Origin of the sequence: Dyella amyloliquefaciens, from assembly GCF_004296575.1 — a bacterium.
In the GTDB taxonomy this organism is placed as follows: domain Bacteria; phylum Pseudomonadota; class Gammaproteobacteria; order Xanthomonadales; family Rhodanobacteraceae; genus Dyella; species Dyella amyloliquefaciens.
In genome coordinates this window covers 335841-354449 of sequence record NZ_SAYT01000002.1, presented here as the reverse complement: position 1 = coordinate 354449, position 18609 = coordinate 335841, and the positions used below count along the sequence as shown (strand labels likewise).

15 protein-coding genes and 3 tRNA genes are annotated in these 18609 nt (G+C 63.4%); 12 read left to right on the top strand and 6 right to left on the bottom strand.

Annotation, left to right across the window (positions count from 1 at the left end; genetic code table 11):
- Positions 1-8 precede the first annotated feature (8 nt).
- The 8 genes from tig to EPB08_RS06115 all read left to right on the top strand — a co-directional run bounded on the left by tig (position 9) and on the right by EPB08_RS06115 (position 8828).
- A complete protein-coding gene (tig, locus tag EPB08_RS06150) occupies positions 9-1301 on the top strand; it encodes a trigger factor (RefSeq protein WP_130618193.1) in 1293 nt (430 codons plus the stop codon).
- Between the two features lie 38 nt (positions 1302-1339).
- The gene (gene clpP, locus EPB08_RS06145) at positions 1340-1969 is read left to right on the top strand and encodes an ATP-dependent Clp endopeptidase proteolytic subunit ClpP (RefSeq protein WP_130618192.1); all 630 of its coding nucleotides are present in this window, start codon (positions 1340-1342) and stop codon (positions 1967-1969) included.
- Positions 1970-2075: 106 nt separating this feature from the next.
- Positions 2076-3365, top strand: a complete 1290-nt coding sequence (clpX, locus tag EPB08_RS06140) for an ATP-dependent Clp protease ATP-binding subunit ClpX (protein ID WP_130618191.1) — start codon at positions 2076-2078, stop codon at positions 3363-3365.
- A gap of 178 nt (positions 3366-3543) precedes the next feature.
- Entirely contained in the window at positions 3544-6054 is a 2511-nt protein-coding gene (lon, locus tag EPB08_RS06135; protein ID WP_130618190.1) for an endopeptidase La, read from the top strand.
- Between the two features lie 327 nt (positions 6055-6381).
- Positions 6382-6654 carry an HU family DNA-binding protein gene (locus EPB08_RS06130; RefSeq protein ID WP_019465590.1) on the top strand — a complete coding sequence of 91 codons (273 nt, stop codon included), beginning with the start codon at positions 6382-6384 and terminating at the stop codon, positions 6652-6654.
- 20 nt (positions 6655-6674) lie between these two features.
- Positions 6675-6749, top strand: a tRNA-Val gene (locus tag EPB08_RS06125).
- A gap of 9 nt (positions 6750-6758) precedes the next feature.
- Positions 6759-6835, top strand: a tRNA-Asp gene (locus EPB08_RS06120).
- An 88-nt stretch (positions 6836-6923) separates the two neighbouring features.
- Positions 6924-8828 carry a SurA N-terminal domain-containing protein gene (locus tag EPB08_RS06115; protein ID WP_130618189.1) on the top strand — a complete coding sequence of 635 codons (1905 nt, stop codon included), beginning with the start codon at positions 6924-6926 and terminating at the stop codon, positions 8826-8828.
- Between the two features lie 452 nt (positions 8829-9280).
- Here the strand turns inward: EPB08_RS06115 and EPB08_RS06110 are convergent, their stop codons facing one another.
- Positions 9281-10525 carry a LysM peptidoglycan-binding domain-containing protein gene (locus EPB08_RS06110; RefSeq protein WP_324615172.1) on the bottom strand — a complete coding sequence of 415 codons (1245 nt, stop codon included), beginning with the start codon at positions 10523-10525 and terminating at the stop codon, positions 9281-9283.
- Positions 10522-11286, bottom strand: coding sequence for a hydroxyacylglutathione hydrolase (gene gloB / locus EPB08_RS06105; RefSeq protein WP_130618188.1), 765 nt, complete (start codon positions 11284-11286; stop codon positions 10522-10524). The genes EPB08_RS06110 and gloB overlap by 4 nt, the downstream gene beginning before the upstream one ends.
- 227 nt (positions 11287-11513) lie before the next feature.
- On the opposite strand from gloB, the gene EPB08_RS06100 reads away from it, so the two are divergent.
- The 3 genes from EPB08_RS06100 to dnaQ are packed head-to-tail and all read left to right on the top strand — an operon-like array spanning position 11514 to position 13382.
- Positions 11514-12197 carry a methyltransferase domain-containing protein gene (locus tag EPB08_RS06100; protein ID WP_130618187.1) on the top strand — a complete coding sequence of 228 codons (684 nt, stop codon included), beginning with the start codon at positions 11514-11516 and terminating at the stop codon, positions 12195-12197.
- A gap of 22 nt (positions 12198-12219) precedes the next feature.
- Positions 12220-12663: a ribonuclease HI gene (gene rnhA / locus EPB08_RS06095; protein ID WP_130618186.1), complete on the top strand. Its 444-nt coding sequence runs from the start codon at positions 12220-12222 to the stop codon at positions 12661-12663.
- On the top strand, positions 12660-13382 hold the full coding sequence (dnaQ, locus tag EPB08_RS06090) for a DNA polymerase III subunit epsilon (protein ID WP_130618185.1): 723 nt from the start codon (positions 12660-12662) through the stop codon (positions 13380-13382). Before rnhA ends, dnaQ begins: the two co-directional genes overlap by 4 nt.
- A gap of 12 nt (positions 13383-13394) precedes the next feature.
- Here dnaQ and EPB08_RS06085 read toward each other — a convergent pair whose 3' ends face one another.
- From EPB08_RS06085 to lepB, 3 genes are all read right to left on the bottom strand, one after another.
- Positions 13395-14096 carry a PP2C family protein-serine/threonine phosphatase gene (locus tag EPB08_RS06085; protein ID WP_130618184.1) on the bottom strand — a complete coding sequence of 234 codons (702 nt, stop codon included), beginning with the start codon at positions 14094-14096 and terminating at the stop codon, positions 13395-13397.
- Positions 14097-14642: 546 nt separating this feature from the next.
- Positions 14643-14732: transfer RNA gene (locus EPB08_RS06080), tRNA-Ser, on the bottom strand.
- Between the two features lie 76 nt (positions 14733-14808).
- Entirely contained in the window at positions 14809-15483 is a 675-nt protein-coding gene (lepB, locus tag EPB08_RS06075; RefSeq protein ID WP_130618183.1) for a signal peptidase I, read from the bottom strand.
- A 140-nt stretch (positions 15484-15623) separates the two neighbouring features.
- Between lepB and EPB08_RS06070 the strand changes: the two genes are divergently transcribed.
- Positions 15624-16046, top strand: a complete 423-nt coding sequence (locus EPB08_RS06070; protein ID WP_130618182.1) for a nuclear transport factor 2 family protein — start codon at positions 15624-15626, stop codon at positions 16044-16046.
- Between the two features lie 57 nt (positions 16047-16103).
- On the opposite strand, the gene ppsA is transcribed toward EPB08_RS06070, so the two are convergent.
- Positions 16104-18479 (bottom strand): phosphoenolpyruvate synthase, encoded by a 2376-nt coding sequence (gene ppsA, locus EPB08_RS06065; protein ID WP_130618181.1) that lies wholly within the window; start codon positions 18477-18479, stop codon positions 16104-16106.
- Positions 18480-18609: the final 130 nt, after the last annotated feature.

Genomic DNA, 18609 nt, shown 5'->3' with positions numbered 1-18609 from the left:
GAGACGTCATGCAGGTTTCGGTTGAAAACGTCGGCAAGCTCGAGCGCAAGCTCACCGTGAAGTTTCCCGCGGAGCGCTTCGAGTCGCAGGTCAGCGCGCGCATCGCCGAGATGGGCCGCACGGTGCGACTGAAGGGCTTCCGTCCGGGCAAGGTGCCGACGACGGTGATCCAGCAGCGTTTTGGCGACCAGGTCCGTGGCGAAGTGCTTTCCGACCTCATCGGCAGCACCCTGCGTGAAGCCGTGGCCCAGGAAAACCTGCGCCCGGTGGCCAACCCGTCGATCAACACCACGGGTCGCCCGGAAGAGGGCGAAATCGCCTACACCGCTACCTTCGAAATCATGCCGGAGTTCCCGGAAGTCGACGTGGCCAAGCTGGAAGTCAGCCGCCCGGTGGCCGAAGTGGGCGACGCCGACATCGAGAAGATGATCGAGACCCTGCGCCTGCAGCGCCGCAGCTTCGACGAGGTCGAGCGCGCCTCGGCCGAGGGCGACTTCGTGATGTTCGAATACTCGGCGCAGGCCGGCGATTACCGATTCCCGGCCGAAGGCCTGGAGCGCGCCGGCAGCGTGCTGGGTTCGGGCAACCTGTTCAAGGCGCTGGACGACGTTCTCACCGGCCGCAAGGCGGATGAGCAGTTCGACGCCGACGTCGAGTTCCCGGCCGATTTCCGCAACGAGAGCCTGGCCGGCAAGACCGCCCAGTGCCACTTCCAGATCATCAAGGTGCAGGAGCCGAAGCTGCCGGAAGTGGACGCCGAGTTCGCCCAGCTGTTCGGCATCGTCGACGGCGACCTGGAGCATTTCCGCAAGGAAGTGCGCGCCAACCTCGAGCGCGAGCTGAAGGCCACCCTGATGGCCCGCCTGAAGTCCGAAGTGGCCGAGAAGCTGGCCAATGCCTTCCCTGAGCTGGACGTACCGAACGTGATGGTGCAGTCCGAGGCCCATGGCCTGGCCCAGGGCAGCGTGCCGCGCGGCCAGCAGGTCCCACCGCAGCTGGTCGAGGCCGCCGCCCCGATCGCCCGCAAGCGCGTCATCGCCGGTCTGCTGATGGGTGAGATCGCCCGCAAGCAGGCGCTGGTCATCGACCGCAGCCGCGTCGCCGAGCAGCTCGCCGCGATCGCCTCGACCTACGAGGAGCCGGAGAAGGTCGTTGAACTTTACAACCGCGACCCCCAACTGATGTCCGGGCTGCAGAATCGCGTGATGGAAGACCAGGTGGCGGAATGGGTGGCAGATCACGCCACGACCACCGTCCAGAACCTGAGCTTCGACGAGGTGATGCGCCCGGTCAGCGCCTGAGGCATCCTTCAGGCCAATCAACCGGAGAGCGACAAAGCATGGCCATGGACCCGATCCAGAACCTCAACCTGGTACCGATCGTCGTCGAGCAGACCGCCCGCGGCGAGCGTTCGTACGACATCTATTCGCGCCTCCTCAAGGAGCGCGTGATCTTCCTCGTGGGCGAGGTGAACGATCAGGTCGCCAACCTGCTGGTCGCGCAGATGCTGTTCCTTGAATCGGAGAACCCGGACAAGGACATCCATCTGTACATCAACAGCCCGGGCGGTGCCGTCACCGCCGGGCTGGCGATCTACGACACCATGCAGTTCATCAAGCCCGACGTCAGCACCATGTGCATCGGCCAGGCCTGCAGTGCGGCCTCGCTGCTGCTGATGGCCGGCGCCAAGGGCAAGCGCTACTCGTTGCCCAACTCGCGCGTGATGATCCACCAGCCGTCGGGCGGTGCCCGCGGCCAGGCCACGGACATCGAGATCCAGGCCCAGGAAATCCTGTACCTGCGTCGCCGCCTGAACGACATCTACGTTCAGCACACCGGCCAGCCGCTGGACAAGATCGAGCGGGACATGGAGCGCGACCGCTTCATGAGCGCCGAGGCCGCCAAGGAATACGGCCTGATCGACCAGGTCCTCGATCGTCGCGCCATCGACACGGTGAAATCGAGCTGATTTCGGGTACCTGGTACCGGGTTTGCAAGCCGTTCCGCGTCTCGCTGCAGACGCGGAACGCTGTGCTATTCTCAAACCGCAATCGATTTACTAGCAGGATCCAGGCATGAGCGACGATCGGCAGGGCCGTTCCAACGACAGCGGCAAGATTCTTTACTGCTCCTTCTGCGGCAAGAGCCAGCACGAAGTGCGCAAGCTGATCGCGGGTCCGTCCGTGTTCATTTGCGACGAGTGCGTCGAGCTGTGCAACGACATCATTCGCGAGGAACTGGAAGAGAAGGCCGCCTCCGGGCGCAGCCAACTGCCCAAGCCCCGTGAAATCATGGAAACGCTCGACCAGTACGTGGTCGGCCAGACCCGCGCCAAGAAGGCGCTGGCGGTGGCCGTGTACAACCACTACAAGCGCATGGAGTCGCGTCAGAAGAGCGACGAAGTCGAGCTCGGCAAGTCCAACATCCTCCTGATCGGCCCCACCGGTTCGGGCAAGACGCTGCTGGCCGAAACGCTGGCGCGCCTGCTCAACGTGCCGTTCACCATCGCTGACGCGACCACGCTGACCGAAGCGGGCTATGTCGGCGAGGATGTGGAAAACATCATCCAGAAGCTGCTGCAGAAGTGCGACTACGACGTCGACAAGGCGCAGTCGGGCATCGTCTACATCGACGAAATCGACAAGATCTCGCGCAAGAGCGAGAACCCGTCGATCACCCGCGATGTCTCTGGCGAAGGCGTGCAGCAGGCGCTGCTCAAGCTCATCGAAGGCACGCTTGCCTCGGTGCCGCCGCAGGGCGGTCGCAAGCATCCGCAGCAGGAGTTCCTGCAGGTCGACACGAAGAACATCCTCTTCATCTGCGGCGGTGCGTTCGCCGGCCTGGAGAAGGTGATCCAGCAGCGTTCCGAAACCGTGGGCATCGGCTTCTCGGCCGAAGTGCGCAGCAAGGAGCGCAAGGAAAACCTGGGCAAGCTGCTCGCCGATGTCGAGCCGTCCGATCTGGTGCGTTACGGCCTGATTCCCGAGTTCGTGGGTCGCCTGCCGGTGGTCGCCACGCTCGACGAACTGGACGAGCCCGCGCTGGTGAAGATCCTCACCGAGCCGAAGAACGCCGTCACCAAGCAGTTCAAGAAACTGTTCGAGATGGAAGGCGTCGAGCTGGAATTCCGCCCGGAGGCCCTGCAGGCGATCGCCCGCAAGGCGCTCAAGCGCAAGACTGGTGCTCGTGGCCTGCGCACCATTCTCGAGCAGGTGCTGCTCGATACCATGTACGAACTGCCGTCGCTTGAGCACGTCAGCAAGGTCGTGGTGGATGACGCGGTGATCGAAGGGCAGGCTGAGCCTTATCTGATTTATCGCGGCAATCTCAAGCAGCCGCGTGCAGAGGGCGGTGACGCCGCCTGATCGCTGTTTTCACGCGATACCAACCGCATGATGGCCCCGGCAGATATGCCGGGGCCATTCTGTTTCTGTGGTTAGTCATGCACTTGTACGAGCTGCGGTTTGCCACCACTTGACGTACAGATGCCCCCGGCGCAGTGTCGGGGCAAAAGACGCTATTCATCCTGAGAGATTCTCTTCGATGGCAAAAAACGCACCTAATCCCCAGGTCTCCGGAGCCGCGCTCGATGCACTGCCTGTGCTGCCGCTGCGCGACGTGGTGGTCTATCCCCACATGGTCATTCCGCTGTTCGTCGGGCGCGACAAGTCCATGCGTGCGCTGGAGCGCGCGATGGAGGGTGAGCGCCAGATCCTGCTGGTAGCGCAGAAGAGCCCGGATATCGACGATCCCAAGATCAGCGATCTGCACGAGATCGGCACGCTGGCTGGCGTGCTGCAGTTGCTGAAGCTTCCCGACGGTACCGTGAAGGTGCTGGTCGAGGGGCAGGCGCGAGTTACGATCGACAAGTACGACGAAGACGGCGGCATGCTGACCGCCACCTCGCGCATCATCGAACCCGTGTATAGCGACAAGGAGCGTGAGCTCGACGTGGTGTCGCGCACGCTGGTGTCGTTGTTCGAGCAACTGGTCAAGCAGAGCCGCAAGCTTCCGCCGGAAGTGCTGGCCACGTTGTCGGGCATCGATGATCCCTCGCGTGTCGCCGACTCCATCGCCGCGCATCTTTCCGTGCGCATGGCCGACAAGCAGAGGGTGCTGGAAACCGCCGACGTGGGCCAGCGCCTCGAATTGCTGATTGGCCTGGTCGACGGCGAAATGGACCTGCAGCAGGTGGAAAAGCGCATCCGCGGCCGCGTGAAGTCGCAGATGGAGAAGAGCCAGCGCGAGTACTACCTCAACGAACAGATGAAGGCCATCCAGAAGGAGCTCGGCGAGGGCGAGGAGGGTGGCACGAACGAGATCGAGGAGCTGCAGAAGAAGATCGACAACGCCGGCATGCCCAAGCCCGTGCTGGCCAAGGCGCGCCAGGAGTTCGGCAAGCTGCGCCAGATGTCGCCGATGTCGGCCGAAGCCACGGTCGTGCGCAACTACCTGGACTGGCTGGTCGGCGTGCCGTGGAAGAAGCGCAGCAAGGTGCGCAAGGATCTGCAGCTGGCCCAGGAAGTGCTCGACGCCGATCACTTCGGCCTGGAGAAGGTCAAGGAACGCATTCTCGAATACCTCGCCGTGCAGCAGCGCGTGAACACCATGCGCGGCCCGATCCTGTGCCTTGTCGGTCCGCCGGGTGTGGGCAAGACCTCGCTGGGCCAGTCGATCGCCAAGGCAACCAACCGCAAGTTCGTCCGGATGAGCCTGGGTGGCGTACGCGACGAGGCCGAGATCCGTGGCCATCGCCGTACCTACATCGGTTCGATGCCTGGCCGCATCGTGCAGAACCTCAACAAGGTGGGCAGCAAGAATCCGCTGTTCGTGCTCGACGAAATCGACAAGATGTCCATGGATTTCCGTGGCGATCCGTCGTCGGCGTTGCTCGAGGTGCTGGATCCGGAACAGAACCACGCCTTCAACGACCACTACCTGGAGGTCGACCTCGACCTGTCCGAGGTGATGTGGATCGCTACGGCGAACTCGCTGAACATTCCGGGCCCCCTGCTGGACCGCATGGAGGTCATTCGCATCCCCGGCTACACCGAGGACGAGAAGCTCGGAATCGCGCAGAAATACCTGCTGCCGAAGCAGCTGAAGGCCAATGGCCTGAAGCCCGAGGAGCTGAGCGTGGACGGGGAGGCCATCCGCGACATCGTGCGTTACTACACCCGGGAATCGGGTGTGCGTAACCTCGAGCGCGAGATTTCCAAGATCTGCCGCAAGGTGGTGAAGGAGCTGACCCTGGCCCAGGCTGGCAAGAAGAAGGTCGAGGCGGCGAAGGCCAAGGCGGCCGTAAAGACGGCCAAGGCCAAGAAGGCGATCAAAGTCACCTCGGTCAACCTGGAGCAGTACCTCGGGGTTCGTCGCTTTGATTTCGGCCGTAAAGAGCTCCAGAACGAAGTCGGTCTGGTCACCGGCCTGGCCTGGACTCAGGTGGGCGGCGACCTGCTGAGCATCGAGGCCTCCGTGGTGCCGGGCAAGGGCCGCCTGGTGAACACGGGGCAGCTGGGCGATGTGATGAAGGAGTCCATCCAGGCGGCGCTTTCCGTGGTGCGTGCGCGTGCCGAGCGCCTGGGCATCGATCCGGAGTTCCACCAGAAGTTCGACATCCATATCCACGTGCCCGAGGGCGCGACCCCGAAGGACGGCCCGAGCGCAGGTATCGCCATGTGCACGGCGCTGGTGTCGGCGCTGACCAAGGTGCCGGTGCGCTCCGAAGTGGCGATGACGGGCGAGATCACCCTGCGTGGCCGCGTGCTGCCGATCGGTGGTCTCAAGGAGAAGCTGCTGGCGGCGCACCGCGGCGGCATCACGACGATCATCATTCCGGAAGAAAACAAGAAGGATCTGGCGGACATCCCGCAGAACATCACCGGCTCGCTGGATATCCATCCGGTGCGCTGGATCGATGAGGTGCTGGATATTGCGCTGGAACGCCCGCTGCAGCCGCTGCAGGCGACGGAGGGTGATAGCAAGCCCAAGGTCGAAGCCCCTCGCGACGACGTGCAGGACGAATCGCAGGAGCCGTACGCGCGGCCTCACTGATCCGTGATTCGCGTCACCGAAAAAACGGGCGGGGTTCCGCCCGTTTTTTCATGGGCTCGTCATAACCTGAAGTGCGTTTCGCATAGCGTTTCGACACGCACTTTGCAAGCGTTCGCGAAGCATGCTGAACCGTGCGAACCCTTGGAAAACCTTGTCATTGCGGACCCTAGGGGCCGCTGGTATAAAGGCGGCACCGCAGCCTGACGCCGAGCACGATGCGCAGTGATGCGGGGTTGCTTGGCGATGTCCCGGTGCCCTGGTCGCATAGACGTCGCCTGGTCCCAGAATGACCACGCGGGCTGCATAACCGTTTAAGGGAGTGTCTCAATGAATAAAACCGATCTGATCAATGCCATTGCCGAGAAGGCCGAACTCACCAAGGCTGACGCCGGCCGTGCTCTCGAGGCTTTCTTCGAGACCGTGCAGAAGGCGCTGAAGAAGGGTGACGACGTGTCGGTGGTCGGCTTTGGCACCTTCACCGTGCGCAAGCGCGCCGCTCGTACCGGCCGCAATCCGCGCACCAACGAGACGATCAAGATCAAGGCCTCGAAGGTTCCGGCATTCAAGGCTGGCAAGACCCTCAAGGATGCCCTAAACTAAGCGGCTACTTGCTTAGTTTCGGGTGCTTAGCTCAGCGGTAGAGCGTCGCCCTTACAAGGCGAGGGTCGTAGGTTCGATCCCTACAGCACCCACCAGAAATATGCGGAGCGGTAGTTCAGTCGGTTAGAATGCTGGCCTGTCACGCCGGAGGTCGCGGGTTCGAGTCCCGTCCGCTCCGCCATAGTTCGCAAGGGCGCCCGAGTGGCGCCCTTGCTTTTTAAGCACTGCGCACATGGTGCGCTGAACAACGATTTAGCCGGGACCAAACCATGCTTCAGGCACTGCGTAACAAGCTTCACGGATGGCCTTCGATTGTCATTCTGGGCATTTGCGTTTTCGCTATTTCGTTCTTCGGCATCGAGTCCTACTTCGCCTCGCACACGGAAACCTACGTGGCGATGGTGGGTAAGCACGAGATATCCCAGCGCGACTTCCAGGACCGCATGAACGAGGCCCGTCGCGACGCCATGGCGCGCATGGGCGACAGCTTCGACGCCGCGCAGTTCGAGCAGCCGGAAATGAAGCGTCGCATCCTGGACCAGCTGATCAACGAGCAGCTGCTTCGCCAGGCGAACGAGACGCTCGGCATGAAGGTGTCGGATCTCGCGCTGCGCGAGCGCATTGCCGGAGCGCCGCAGTTCCAGGTCAACGGTCAGTTCGACCCCACCACGTACCGCGCCATTCTCGCCGCGCAGAACATGTCGCCGGCGATGTTCGAGGCCAGCCAGCGCGCGTCGCTTGAGCCGGGCCTGGTGCCCCGCGCCATCATCGACAGCGCCGTCGTGACCGATGCGGACATGGACCGCTACCTGGGCCTGCTTTACCAGCGCCGTGACCTGCGCTGGTTCGCGGTTCCCCGTCCGGCGCTCGCCGACAACGCAGTCACCGACGCTCAGCTGGAGTCCTACTACAAGGACCACCAGGCGGATTTCATGAATCCGGAGCAGGTGTCGCTGAAGTACATCGAAGTGAATGGCAGCGACCTCAAGGTCGACGCCCAGCCGAGCGAGGACGAGCTCAAGAAGCGCTACGAGGAGCAGAAGCAGCGCTTCGTGCAGCCTGAGCAGCGTCTGGTGTCGCACATCCTGATCAATGTTCCGAAGAACGCGACGCCGGACCAGCAGAAGGCCGCGCTCGCCAAGGCTGAGAAGGTCGCCGGCGAAGCGAACCCGGAGAATTTCGCCAAGCTCGCCGATCAGGATTCGGAAGATCTGGGCTCCAAGCGCGCGGGCGGTGACCTGGGTTGGCTGGAGAAGGGCGTCACCAATCCGGCCTTCGATGCCGCGTTGTTCGCCATGCAGAAGGGCCAGATCTCCAAGCCGGTGCTGTCCGACGAGGGTTACCACGTGCTGTTCCTGCGCGACGTGCGCAGCGGTGAGGCCAAGCCGTTCGCCGAAGTGCGCGACCAGATCGCCAAGGATTACCTGAGCACCGAGCGTGATCGCCAGTACAGCGAACTGGCCGGCAAGCTCACCGACCAGACCTATCAGAATCCGTCTTCGCTCGAGGCGGCGTCGCAGGCGCTGAACCTGCCGATCCAGACCACGGCGCAGTTCTCGCGCAAGGGTGGCGAGGGCATTACGGCAAACCCCAAGCTGGTGCAGACCGCGTTCTCGGATGACGTGCTCGTGCAGGGCAACAACTCCGGCCTGATCGAACTCGGCCCGGACCATGCCGTCGTGGTCCGCGTGGACAAGCACGTGCCTGCCGCAGCCCGTCCGCTGGCGGAAGTGCGCGATCAGGTTCGCCAGAAGATTCTCGACGAGCGTATCGCCGCGGAAGCCCTGAAGAATGCCGATGGGCTGCTCGCCAAGGTGCAGAAGGGTGAGGACATGCAGGCGGTTGCCGTCGCGGCAGGTGCGACCGTACAGACCGTGCCGAACGCCATCCGCATGCAGCAGGGCGTGGCTCCGGAAGTGTTGGAGCAGGCGTTCCTGTTGCCGCACCCCACTGACGGCAAGTCGCAGTTCGCCCGTGTTTCCACGGCTGACGGCAACTATGCGCTGGTGGCGGTGGACAAGGTGCAGGAAGGCGATCTTTCCAAGGTGACGTTCGAGCAGCGCGACGCCTTGCGCAACCAGATGGCGCAGGCTTACGGCATCCTCGCTACGCAGGAATTCATCGACGCGCTGAAGGCGAAGACCGACATCAAGATCGCGGCGGATCGCATGTAAGCGAACTCGTTGCGACGAGTGAAAGAAAAGGGCGGCCTGGGCCGCCCTTTTTATTGGCTGGATTGCGGCTTCAGGTGCCCGCCATGCCGAGGATGTTGTATCCGGCATCCATGGTGCTGATTTCGCCCGTGATGACCAGGGTGAGATGCGAGCAAACGAAGGCGCCCTCGTTTCCCGCCTCTGACATGGCGACATCGCAGAGCATCCAATGTTGGCGCCGCACGCGTAGGCGGCCTTGTCGGCGTAGCCCTTGAGGCGATCGTTGCGGTAGGTGCGGTTGAGTTGAGCGCCTTCGCGATGCATGGCATCGGCGACGGAGCGATGGCGGGCAATGCCCACGATCAGCGCGCCTGCAGTGCGCGACTCCCTGCGACGTCTGCCTATCGAAGTGCGCGCGCGGTGGCGTGACGTAGGGCAGCCGGCCAATCCATGGTCTTGCGGCGCCGAGGATTTCAGCCCGGCGCGCTGAGCTTGAGTACCTGCCCGGGTTTCACACCAGCGCCCTGCAGGTGATTCCACTGCTGCAGTTGCTTGACGTCGATCGAGTACTGCCGGGAGATGCTCCAGAGGCTTTCGCCCGACTTCACGGTATGGGTCTGCCTTACCGACGAGCGCTTCTTCGATGCCGACGAGGCGTCGCTGTCCGTGCTGTTGGCGCCGGCGAGCGTTGCGCCCAGCGGAGGCAGAACGGCAGTGCCCGGTACATTGGCGTTGCTGTCGTCATTCGCGCTGAGCAGCGAGCTGCGAAACTGCTGCACGTGGTTGCTGGGCATGAGCAGGTAGGGCGATGCATGCGAATCGACCATGCCGTTGCGGAAGGCCGCATTGAGGTCTTTCAACTCGTCCGATGACATGCCGGCGTGATCGGCCGCATGTGCGATCGGCATGGAGTTGTCGATGCTGACCGCGACCAGCCGTTGCTCGGAAGGCAAGGAAGGCAGGCTGACGTTGAATCGCTCGGGTTCCCGGATGACGCATGAAATGGCGAGCAGCTTCACCAAGTGTTCGCGTGTCACTGCTTTCACCGGCATCTTGGGAATGACGGGGTTGTCAGGCGGTGTGCCGTGCTGACCCACCATGCGCTTCACGCCGAACTCGCCGGCGTTGAAGGCGTAGTCCACCAGGCGCCAGTCACCCAGATCGTCGTGGTAACGACTGAGCAGGGCCATGATGGCATCCGTCGCCGCCGGGACATCCAGGCGGCCATCGAAATTCTTGTCGACACGAATGCCCAGTGCGCTGGCCGTCGCCGGCATGATCTGCCACATGCCGGCAGGCGCGTTCTTGTTTCCAGGAACAGGCCGGTACTGGCTTTCCACCCAGGGCAGCAAGGCAAACTCGCCGGCGACGTTGTGCCGGGCTGCAATCTGCTGCACATAGGCCAGGCGCGGTGCCGCGGCAGCGAGCTGGCTCTCGAAACGGTCCGGGTTCTGCGTGTAGCGACGCGCCCACATGGCGATGCCCGGGTCGGCATCGCAATCGGCCATCTGAAAACTGCTGCGCAACTGATCCCATACGCCCGCATCGCTTGCGTTCGGCTTGGCGGGGCTCGCGAGGGGACGTGCAATATCGCGCACCGGCTGAGGTTTCGGTGCCTGTACGGACGGGCCTGAAGGCTTGGGCGTCGGCGTCGTTGCACAAGCGGCCAGCAGGACCGACATGGCCAAGGGCAACGGACGTAGGCGACGTGTACTCATCCGGCAAAACCATCTTTGTTGGCGCGCAGCGCTCCGAAACGCGCAACGCGATCGCCATCGATGCCGTGACGCTGGCTCCAGGCAATCACGCCTTCGCTGTCTGTGCGAAGGAAGGGATTGGTGGCTTGCTCGGTGGCGAGGCTGACCGGAAGGCTGGGCTGGTTACGAGCGCGTAACGCACTCACTTCCTGCTGCCGCGCCGCGAGTGCATGATTGGAAGGCTCGATCGTTTGCGCAAATCGTCCATTGGCTGCGGTGTACTCGTGCGAGCAGCAAACGAGGGTGTTGCCGGGCAGGGCAGCGAGGCGATCGAGCGAGGCCAGCATCTGTGCCGGCGTGCCTTCGAACAGGCGGCCACAGCCCATGCTGAAAAGCGTGTCTCCGCAAAGCAGGATGCCCTCGCCGGCATAGGCGATGTGTGTCGTGGTGTGGCCAGGAACCGCGATGACCTCGAAGCGCGAAGCCGGCACATCGATCGTGACGACATCTCCGTCGCCCACGCGATGGGTCGCATGGACGATCCGCTCGTCACGCGGCGCGTACACCGGGACACGGTGACGCGACAACAGGGCATCGACCCCACCGATGTGATCGTGGTGGTGATGGGTCAGCAGAATGGCGCGGAGATGAAGTCCGCGTGCTTCAAGGGCTGATTCAACCGGAGATGCGTCGCCTGGATCGACTACCAATGCCTGGCCGCCATCGTCATGAAGCAGCCAGATGTAGTTGTCGGCAAGCGCCGGTAACGGTACGACGTGCAAGGAGTTTCCCCTCCGCGTTATTCGTATCGACTGGCGCAGGCGTCCTTGGCTTGCGCGAGGTGCCCGACTATAAAGCGGCTAGCCGGCGCGCTCGTTAGTGAGACGTTAACCTTGCGTTTGCCTATTCAGCCTTGTGGCCCGGTTGGTAACCGACATGCAAACCAGGACACGCAATGCCCGGGCCAGCCGGTACACTGTCGCCATCGACCCGGCCAGACCGCCCAGGCATGTCTCAGCGTGACCTAGACATCTATTCCAGCGCCCCTCTGCGCAATCTGCTGGCCGAAGAATCGGCCGCATTGATGCCGGGCCTGCAGCGATGCAGCGGCACGCATGGGTTGCTGGTGAGCGTTACCCCGGAAGATGCCCCCCCGATGCTGCCCCTGCTGGGCAACTGGACGCGGCTCAAGCTGGAGGGAGACCGCTATACCGGCGACCTTGACGCCCGCGGCGACGAGCCTCTGCCGTTCCTGGACGACGCTTTCGACCTGGTGCTGCTGAGGCATGCCCTGGAGGTGTCGGCCACGCCGCAGGATCTGCTCGAAGAAGTATCCCGCGTGCTTGCGCCCGGTGGCGTCCTGGCCATTACCGGCCTGCATCCCTTCAGTGCATGGTTGCCCTGGATGATGTGGCGCACGCGGGGGCGTTCACCGGCGATGCATTCGCCGATTCTGCTCGAGCGCTGGGTAAACCGCATCGAGCTGGACATCGAGCGCGTGGAGCGGGTGGGGCATCTCTGGCCCAGCAGCCGCGGGAGTTTCGACGCGACACATGTCTTCGGCGGCGGCTATCTGATGCTTGCTCGCAAGCGTCGGCGCATGGCCACGCCTATCCGCCTCAAACCCAAGGCCGTGCCCGCCACGGTGAATGTGGGTCTGGCACCGGGTGCCCGACGCAATGCGGCGTCCTGATTTTTCGTTTTGATGGGTGACAATGACTGAAGTGCAAGCATTTACGGATGGTGCGTGCCTGGGCAATCCCGGGCCGGGCGGCTGGGCTGCCCTGCTGCGCGCCAAGGGCACGGAGCGCATGCTCTCAGGTGGCGAGACGGCCACCACCAATAATCGCATGGAGCTGATGGCGGCCATTGGCGCGCTGGAAGCGTTGACGCGCCCCTGCACGGTGTCGCTCACCACCGATTCGCGCTACGTCATGCAGGGCATCGAGGAGTGGGTGCCCAAGTGGCGCGCCAATGGCTGGCGCACTGCCGACAAGAAACCGGTGAAGAACCAGGATCTATGGCAGCGCCTGTCCACGGCGGTCGAACGGCACCAGGTGCGATGGCATTGGGTGCGCGGACACAACGGCCATGTTGAAAACGAACGGGTCGATGTCGCTGCACGCGAGCAGGCCGAACACTTCAGGAGCAAGGCATGAGGCAAATCGTGCTGGATACCGAGACCACCGGTCTCGAGGTACGTCAGGGCCACCGCCTGATCGAAATTGCGTGTGTGGAGATGATCGAGCGTCGTCCGAGCGGTCGCCATTATCAGACCTATCTCAACCCCGATCGCGCGATCGATGAAGGGGCGCGCCAGGTCACCGGCATCGAAGATGAGTTCCTGCTCGACAAGCCGCGTTTCGCCGATGTCGTGGAAGAGTTCCTGGCGTTCATCGATGGCGCCGAACTGATCATCCACAACGCGACCTTCGACGTCGGCTTTCTCAATGCCGAGCTGGCGCGCCTGGGCGAGTCGTACGGCCGGATCGAAGATCGCTGCAGCGTCCTCGACACACTGATGATGGCGCGCGAACGCTATCCCGGTCAGCGCAACAGCCTCGATGCGCTGTGTAAGCGACTGGGCGTGGACAACTCGGCGCGCGACCTCCATGGCGGCCTGATTGACGCTCAGCTGCTCGCCGAGGTTTATATCTCGATGACCTCGGGCCAGGTCGTGCTCGACCTTGGCTTCGAGGGGGCGCACGAGCAGGGTGCGACAGTGGCGCTGGCACCAGTGGTGCTGCATCGCCGGCCGCGCGTGTTGCGCGCGAACGACGACGAGCTTGCCTCGCACGAACGCCGCCTTGATGGGCTCGACAAGAGTGCCGGTGGAACCAGCGTGTGGCGTCGCGAGGATGCGCCTGCGATCAACTGAGCGCCTGGCGCCTCAGTTGATGCGCGCAAGGATCGCCGTGATGTTGTCGCTGCCGCCGGCATCCAGTGCGGCGAGCAAAAGATGCTCCACGCTTTCCTGTGCGGAGAGATCACGGCGCGACACGACGCCGGCCATGGCGGCGTCGCTCACTTCTTCGGTAAGGCCATCGGTGCACAGCAGGAAGCACATGCCCGGTTCGAGTCGACCGCGCGCCATGCCGATATGCAATTGCTCCGGCGCCGTGATGCCGAGTGCCTGGGTGATCACGTTGCGCTGAGGATGACGCGCCGCCTGCGTGGCGTCGAGCGTGCCTGCTGCGACCAATTCCTGCACCAGTGAATGATCGTGGCTGACCTGGCGCAGGTTCTTCTGCCACAAGTACACGCGGCTGTCGCCGACCCATGCAACCTCGTAGGTATCCGCGTGCAGGCGCAATGCGGCGATGGTGGTACCCATCGGGCGTGAATCCTGGAAGCCGCGGCTGTGCTGGATCAGCCGCACGTCGGCGGCACGCACGGCCTCGACCAGGCTGTGACCGCGTGTCACCAGATCGGTTACTGCATCGCGCACCAGCGCCGAAGCAACTTCGCCATGCTGGTGACCACCCATGCCGTCCGCGACGAGGAACAGGCCGAGCGAAGCGTCGGCGTAGTAAGTGTCTTCGTTGCGCGTGCGGCGCAGGCCGACGTGGGTTCCGTGTCCAAATTCGATCATGGGAAGCCTGGTATGGCGGTGCGGTGCGAGCATGACGGAAGTGGGGGGAATGCGCAAAGAATCGATGGGGTGGAAGTGAAGCGACGCGCGAGAACCATTCACTTGTCATCCTCGCGAAAGCGAGGATCCAGTGACGTTGGTTGCGCGCTTGTTCCAGATTTGCAGATGGGATTTTGGACTGTGGCGATGCAGAGCCTCACACGCATGCAGGGTGGGATTGTTGGGGCCTTCCCTGGCCCGACCCCTTCGCGCTTTCGCGCTGCGGGGCCAGCCTGCGGCTGTCCAAATTCGTTCCAGACGAATTTGTCGAACCCGGTGGGTTCTCACCCGGCCGTCACCCTCAGAAAAACTGAAACGCCCGGTGATCATGCAAGGTGGGATTGTCAGGGCCATCCATGGCCCTGACCCCTTCGCGCTTTCGCGCTGCGGGGCCAGCCTGCGGCTGTCCAAATTTGCTCCAGGCAAATTTGTCGAACCCGGTGGGTTCTCACCCGGCCGTCAACGTCAGAAAAGCAAAACGCCCCACGAGGGGGCGTTTTGCTTTTCTGGCGGAGAGGGTGGGATTCGAACCCACGGTACGCTTACACGTACGCCTGATTTCGAGTCAGGTACATTCGACCACTCTGCCACCTCTCCAAAGCGGTGCGTGTGGTCCACGCGAGCCGGCAATTGTACGCACCGGATGACAGTGTGGCAATGGGGGCGATGCGGTTTATTGCAGGGAGGCGCCCCAGCGTCCTTCGCGAGGCAGGTAGTGGTTGCCAGGGTCGAGTGAGACGACGACGCGGGTGGCGCGACCGGTGATCTCTTTACGCGGAAAGAAGCCGAAATAGCGGGAATCTGCACTGTTGTCGCGATTGTCGCCCAGCAGCAGGTATTGGCCGGCCGGTACGGTCACGGGACCAAAGTCGCTGCTGTGGCCTTGCGCGGCAATTGACCAGCGTACGGCGTGGTGCAGGGAGTCGATGGTCTCGGTGGCGTAGAGCGCGGGGTCTTCCCGGTCGTCGCGTATACCCTCGACTCGGGTCGGTTGATAGCCGGCATATTGCCCGTTCACATACAGCAGGTTGTGGCGCAGTGCCACCGTATCGCCGGGAATGCCGATGACGCGCTTGACCAGGCGTTCTCCTGCCGCTGCCGAGTCGAGCACCACGATGTCGCCCCGTGCGGGATCGGCCAGATGCAGCAGCGAAACATGGGTGAATGGCAGGCGCACATCGTAGGCGGCCTTGTCGACCAGGATGCGATCACCGATGCGGATGGTCGGTTGCATGGATCCCGTCGGCACCACGTTCCAGTCGGCGACGGCGCTGCGGAACACCAGCATGCCGAGCATGAAGACGATGAAACCCTTGTTCCTTGTCAGGAGTCTGGTCAACCGCTGCATGGGTGTTCTCCGTTCGCCCGTCAGTCTGGGTGGACCTCCACCAAAGATGAAGGTTCCGGATTGCCAGGAGAGCAAGCCCTGAACCGCGCCGGTGGCAGCGGAGGGGGAGGCTGGAGGTACGTTTCCCTGGGAGTACCTCAATGATTCCGACCGCCTTGCTTCTCATGGCCGCTGCCACGGCATCGCCCTCCGTCCATGCAACGCCACAGACGGTGGTGCGCGCGATGTTCGACGCCTTCAATCGCCATGATGCGATGGGGATGGCCGTCCTGTATGCGGAGGACGCCCGGTTGTCGTCGTCAGACTTCTGCACGGTACGCATGGGACGGGCAGGGGTGGTGCGCACGTATCGCGCGCTGTTTGAGCGGCTTCCCGATATCCACGATGAGGTGCAGGACGTGCTCATCGACGGCGATCGCGTGGCCGTGCGTTTCGTCGCGAGAAGCGGGCAGGGTGCAGGCTCGCTGGCGTTGCCCATAGCGACCTTTCTCGTGGTGGAGCAGGGGTTGATCCGCTCGGACGACAGCCTGTTCGATAACGCGGGCCATCCTTGCGAATCCTGACGTCGGGGCAGCAAAAAGGCGGCGCTTTCGCGCCGCCTTCTGCTGGCTGCCTGGAACTCAGGCGGCCTTTTTCTTCTTGGCGAGACGCAGCCAGGTATCGACCACGGTATCGGGATTCAACGATACCGACTCGATGCCCTGGTCCATCAGCCACTCGGCAAGATCCGGGTGGTCGGAGGGACCCTGGCCGCAGATGCCCACGTACTTGCCCTTTTCGCGAGCCGTCTTGATCGCCAGCGCCAGCAGCTTCTTCACCGCCGGGTCGCGCTCGTCGAACAGGTTGGCCACGATGCTGGAATCGCGATCCAGGCCCAGGGTGAGCTGGGTGAGGTCGTTGGAACCGATCGAGAAGCCGTCGAAGATCTCCAGGAACTCATCGGCGAGCAGCGCGTTGGACGGCACCTCGCACATCATGATGACCTTGAGGTCGTGCTCGCCCTGCTTGAGGCCGTTCTTGCCCAGCACCTCGATGACCTTGCGGCCTTCGCCGAGGGTGCGCACGAACGGGATCATCACCCACACGTTGTCCAGGCCCATCACTTCACGCACGCGCTTGACCGCCTTGCACTCCAGGCCGAACGACTCGGCAAAGCCCGGATCGACGTAACGGCTGGCGCCGCGGTAGCCGATCATCGGATTCTCTTCGTGCGGCTCGTAGCGCGAGCCGCCGATGAGGCCGGCGTATTCGTTCGACTTGAAGTCGGACAGGCGCACGATCACCGGCTTCGGGTACACCGACGCGGCGATGGTGGCGATGCCTTCGGCGAGGCGATCGACGTAGAACGACACCGGGTCGGCATAGCCGGCCATGCGCTCGTCGATCTTCTTCTTGGTCTCGGCGTCCTGCTTGCCGTATTCCAGCAGCGCCTTGGGATGAACGCCGATGTGGCTGGCGATGATCATTTCCAGGCGAGCCAGACCGATGCCGGCGTTCGGCAGCATGCCGAAGTCGAAGGCGCGTTCCGGGTTCGCCACGTTCATCATGATCTTGAGCGGCGCTTCGGGCATGTCGCCAAGGTCCGCGGTGACGCGGTCGAACTTCAGCTGGCCCTCGTAGATCATGCCGGTGTCACCTTCGGCGCAGGACACGGTGACTTCCGCGCCGTCGGGGATCAGGTCCAGCGCATTGCCGGTGCCGACCACCGCGGGCACGCCCAGCTCGCGGGCGATGATGGCGGCGTGGCAGGTGCGGCCGCCGCGGTTGGTCACGATCGCGGCGGCACGCTTCATCACCGGCTCCCAATCGGGATCGGTCATGTCGGCGATCAGCACGTCGCCGGCCTGCACCTTGTTCATGTCGGCCAGCGAGCGGATCACGCGGGCCTTGCCGGCGCCGATCTTCTGGCCGATGGCGCGGCCCTCGGCCAGCACCTTGCCCTTCTCGTTGAGGTGGAAGCGCTCGAGCTGGGTGGCGTGCGCACGCGACTTCACCGTCTCCGGGCGGGCCTGCACGATGTAGAGCTTGCCGGTGTTGCCGTCCTTCGCCCATTCGATATCCATGGGACGACCGTAGTGCTGCTCGATGATCAGCGACTGGCGCGCCAGTTCCTGCACATCCTCATCGTTGATGCAGAACTTGTTGCGCAGGTCGGCCGGGGTCTCTTCGGTCTTGACGCGCTCACCCGGCGCGCTGGAATAGACCATGCGCAACTGCTTGGCGCCGAGGCTGCGACGCAGCACCGCCGGCTTGCCAGCCTTCAGCGTGGGCTTGAACACGTAGAACTCATCCGGGTTCACCGCGCCCTGCACGACCATTTCGCCCAGGCCGTAGGAGCCGGTGACGAAGACGACGTCGCGGAAGCCGGACTCGGTGTCCAGCGTGAACAGCACGCCGGAGGCGCCCACGTCCGAGCGCACCATCAGCTGCACGCCGGCGGAGAGGAACACGTCCTCGTGCTTGAAGCCCTGGTGCACGCGGTAGGCAATGGCGCGGTCGTTATAGAGGGAAGCGAAGACCTCTTTCACCTTGTGCAGCACATCTTCGATGCCGACCACGTTGAGGAAGGTTTCCTGCTGGCCGGCGAACGAGGCGTCCGGCAGGTCTTCGGCGGTGGCGGAGGAGCGCACGGCCACGGCGATGTTCTCCGCACCCGCGTCCTTGCAGAGCTTGGCGTAGGCGTCGCGGATGGCGTTGTCCAGATCAGTCGGCAGCGGCGTCTCGGTGACCCACTCGCGGATTTCCTTGCCGGCGGTGGTCAGCGCCTCGACGTCGTCAACGTCCAGCGAGGCCAGGCGTGCCTGGATGCGCTTGGCCACGCCGCTCTTGTCGAGGTACTGCTGGAACGCATCCGCGGTGGTGGCGAAGCCACCGGGCACGGACACGCCGAGTTTGGCGAGATTTCCGATCATCTCGCCCAGTGACGCATTCTTGCCGCCCACCTTGCCCAGGTCGGTCATGCGCAGCGTGTCGAGCCAAAGCACCAGGTCGTTCAAGGGAGTCTCCTCAAGAGCTCTTAGTTTCGAAGTGGCTTGGCCGGTTCGGTCCAAAAACCGGCAACAAAGAACTGGTATTGTCCGCTGTCGATGGTGCGCAGCACAAGAAGACCATTCCGCGCAAAACCCA

What these genes read in the sequence shown, in the direction of transcription:
- tig (WP_130618193.1), top strand. Translation starts at nt 9, where the DNA reads ATGCAGGTTTCGGTTGAAAACGTCGGCAAGCTCGAGCGCAAGCTCACC.
- clpP (WP_130618192.1), top strand. Translation starts at nt 1,340, where the DNA reads ATGGCCATGGACCCGATCCAGAACCTCAACCTGGTACCGATCGTCGTC.
- clpX (WP_130618191.1), top strand. Translation starts at nt 2,076, where the DNA reads ATGAGCGACGATCGGCAGGGCCGTTCCAACGACAGCGGCAAGATTCTT.
- lon (WP_130618190.1), top strand. Translation starts at nt 3,544, where the DNA reads ATGGCAAAAAACGCACCTAATCCCCAGGTCTCCGGAGCCGCGCTCGAT.
- EPB08_RS06130 (WP_019465590.1), top strand. Translation starts at nt 6,382, where the DNA reads ATGAATAAAACCGATCTGATCAATGCCATTGCCGAGAAGGCCGAACTC.
- EPB08_RS06115 (WP_130618189.1), top strand. Translation starts at nt 6,924, where the DNA reads ATGCTTCAGGCACTGCGTAACAAGCTTCACGGATGGCCTTCGATTGTC.
- EPB08_RS06110 (WP_324615172.1), bottom strand. Translation starts at nt 10,525, where the DNA reads ATGAGTACACGTCGCCTACGTCCGTTGCCCTTGGCCATGTCGGTCCTG.
- EPB08_RS06100 (WP_130618187.1), top strand. Translation starts at nt 11,514, where the DNA reads ATGTCTCAGCGTGACCTAGACATCTATTCCAGCGCCCCTCTGCGCAAT.
- rnhA (WP_130618186.1), top strand. Translation starts at nt 12,220, where the DNA reads ATGACTGAAGTGCAAGCATTTACGGATGGTGCGTGCCTGGGCAATCCC.
- dnaQ (WP_130618185.1), top strand. Translation starts at nt 12,660, where the DNA reads ATGAGGCAAATCGTGCTGGATACCGAGACCACCGGTCTCGAGGTACGT.
- EPB08_RS06085 (WP_130618184.1), bottom strand. Translation starts at nt 14,096, where the DNA reads ATGATCGAATTTGGACACGGAACCCACGTCGGCCTGCGCCGCACGCGC.
- lepB (WP_130618183.1), bottom strand. Translation starts at nt 15,483, where the DNA reads ATGCAGCGGTTGACCAGACTCCTGACAAGGAACAAGGGTTTCATCGTC.
- EPB08_RS06070 (WP_130618182.1), top strand. Translation starts at nt 15,624, where the DNA reads ATGATTCCGACCGCCTTGCTTCTCATGGCCGCTGCCACGGCATCGCCC.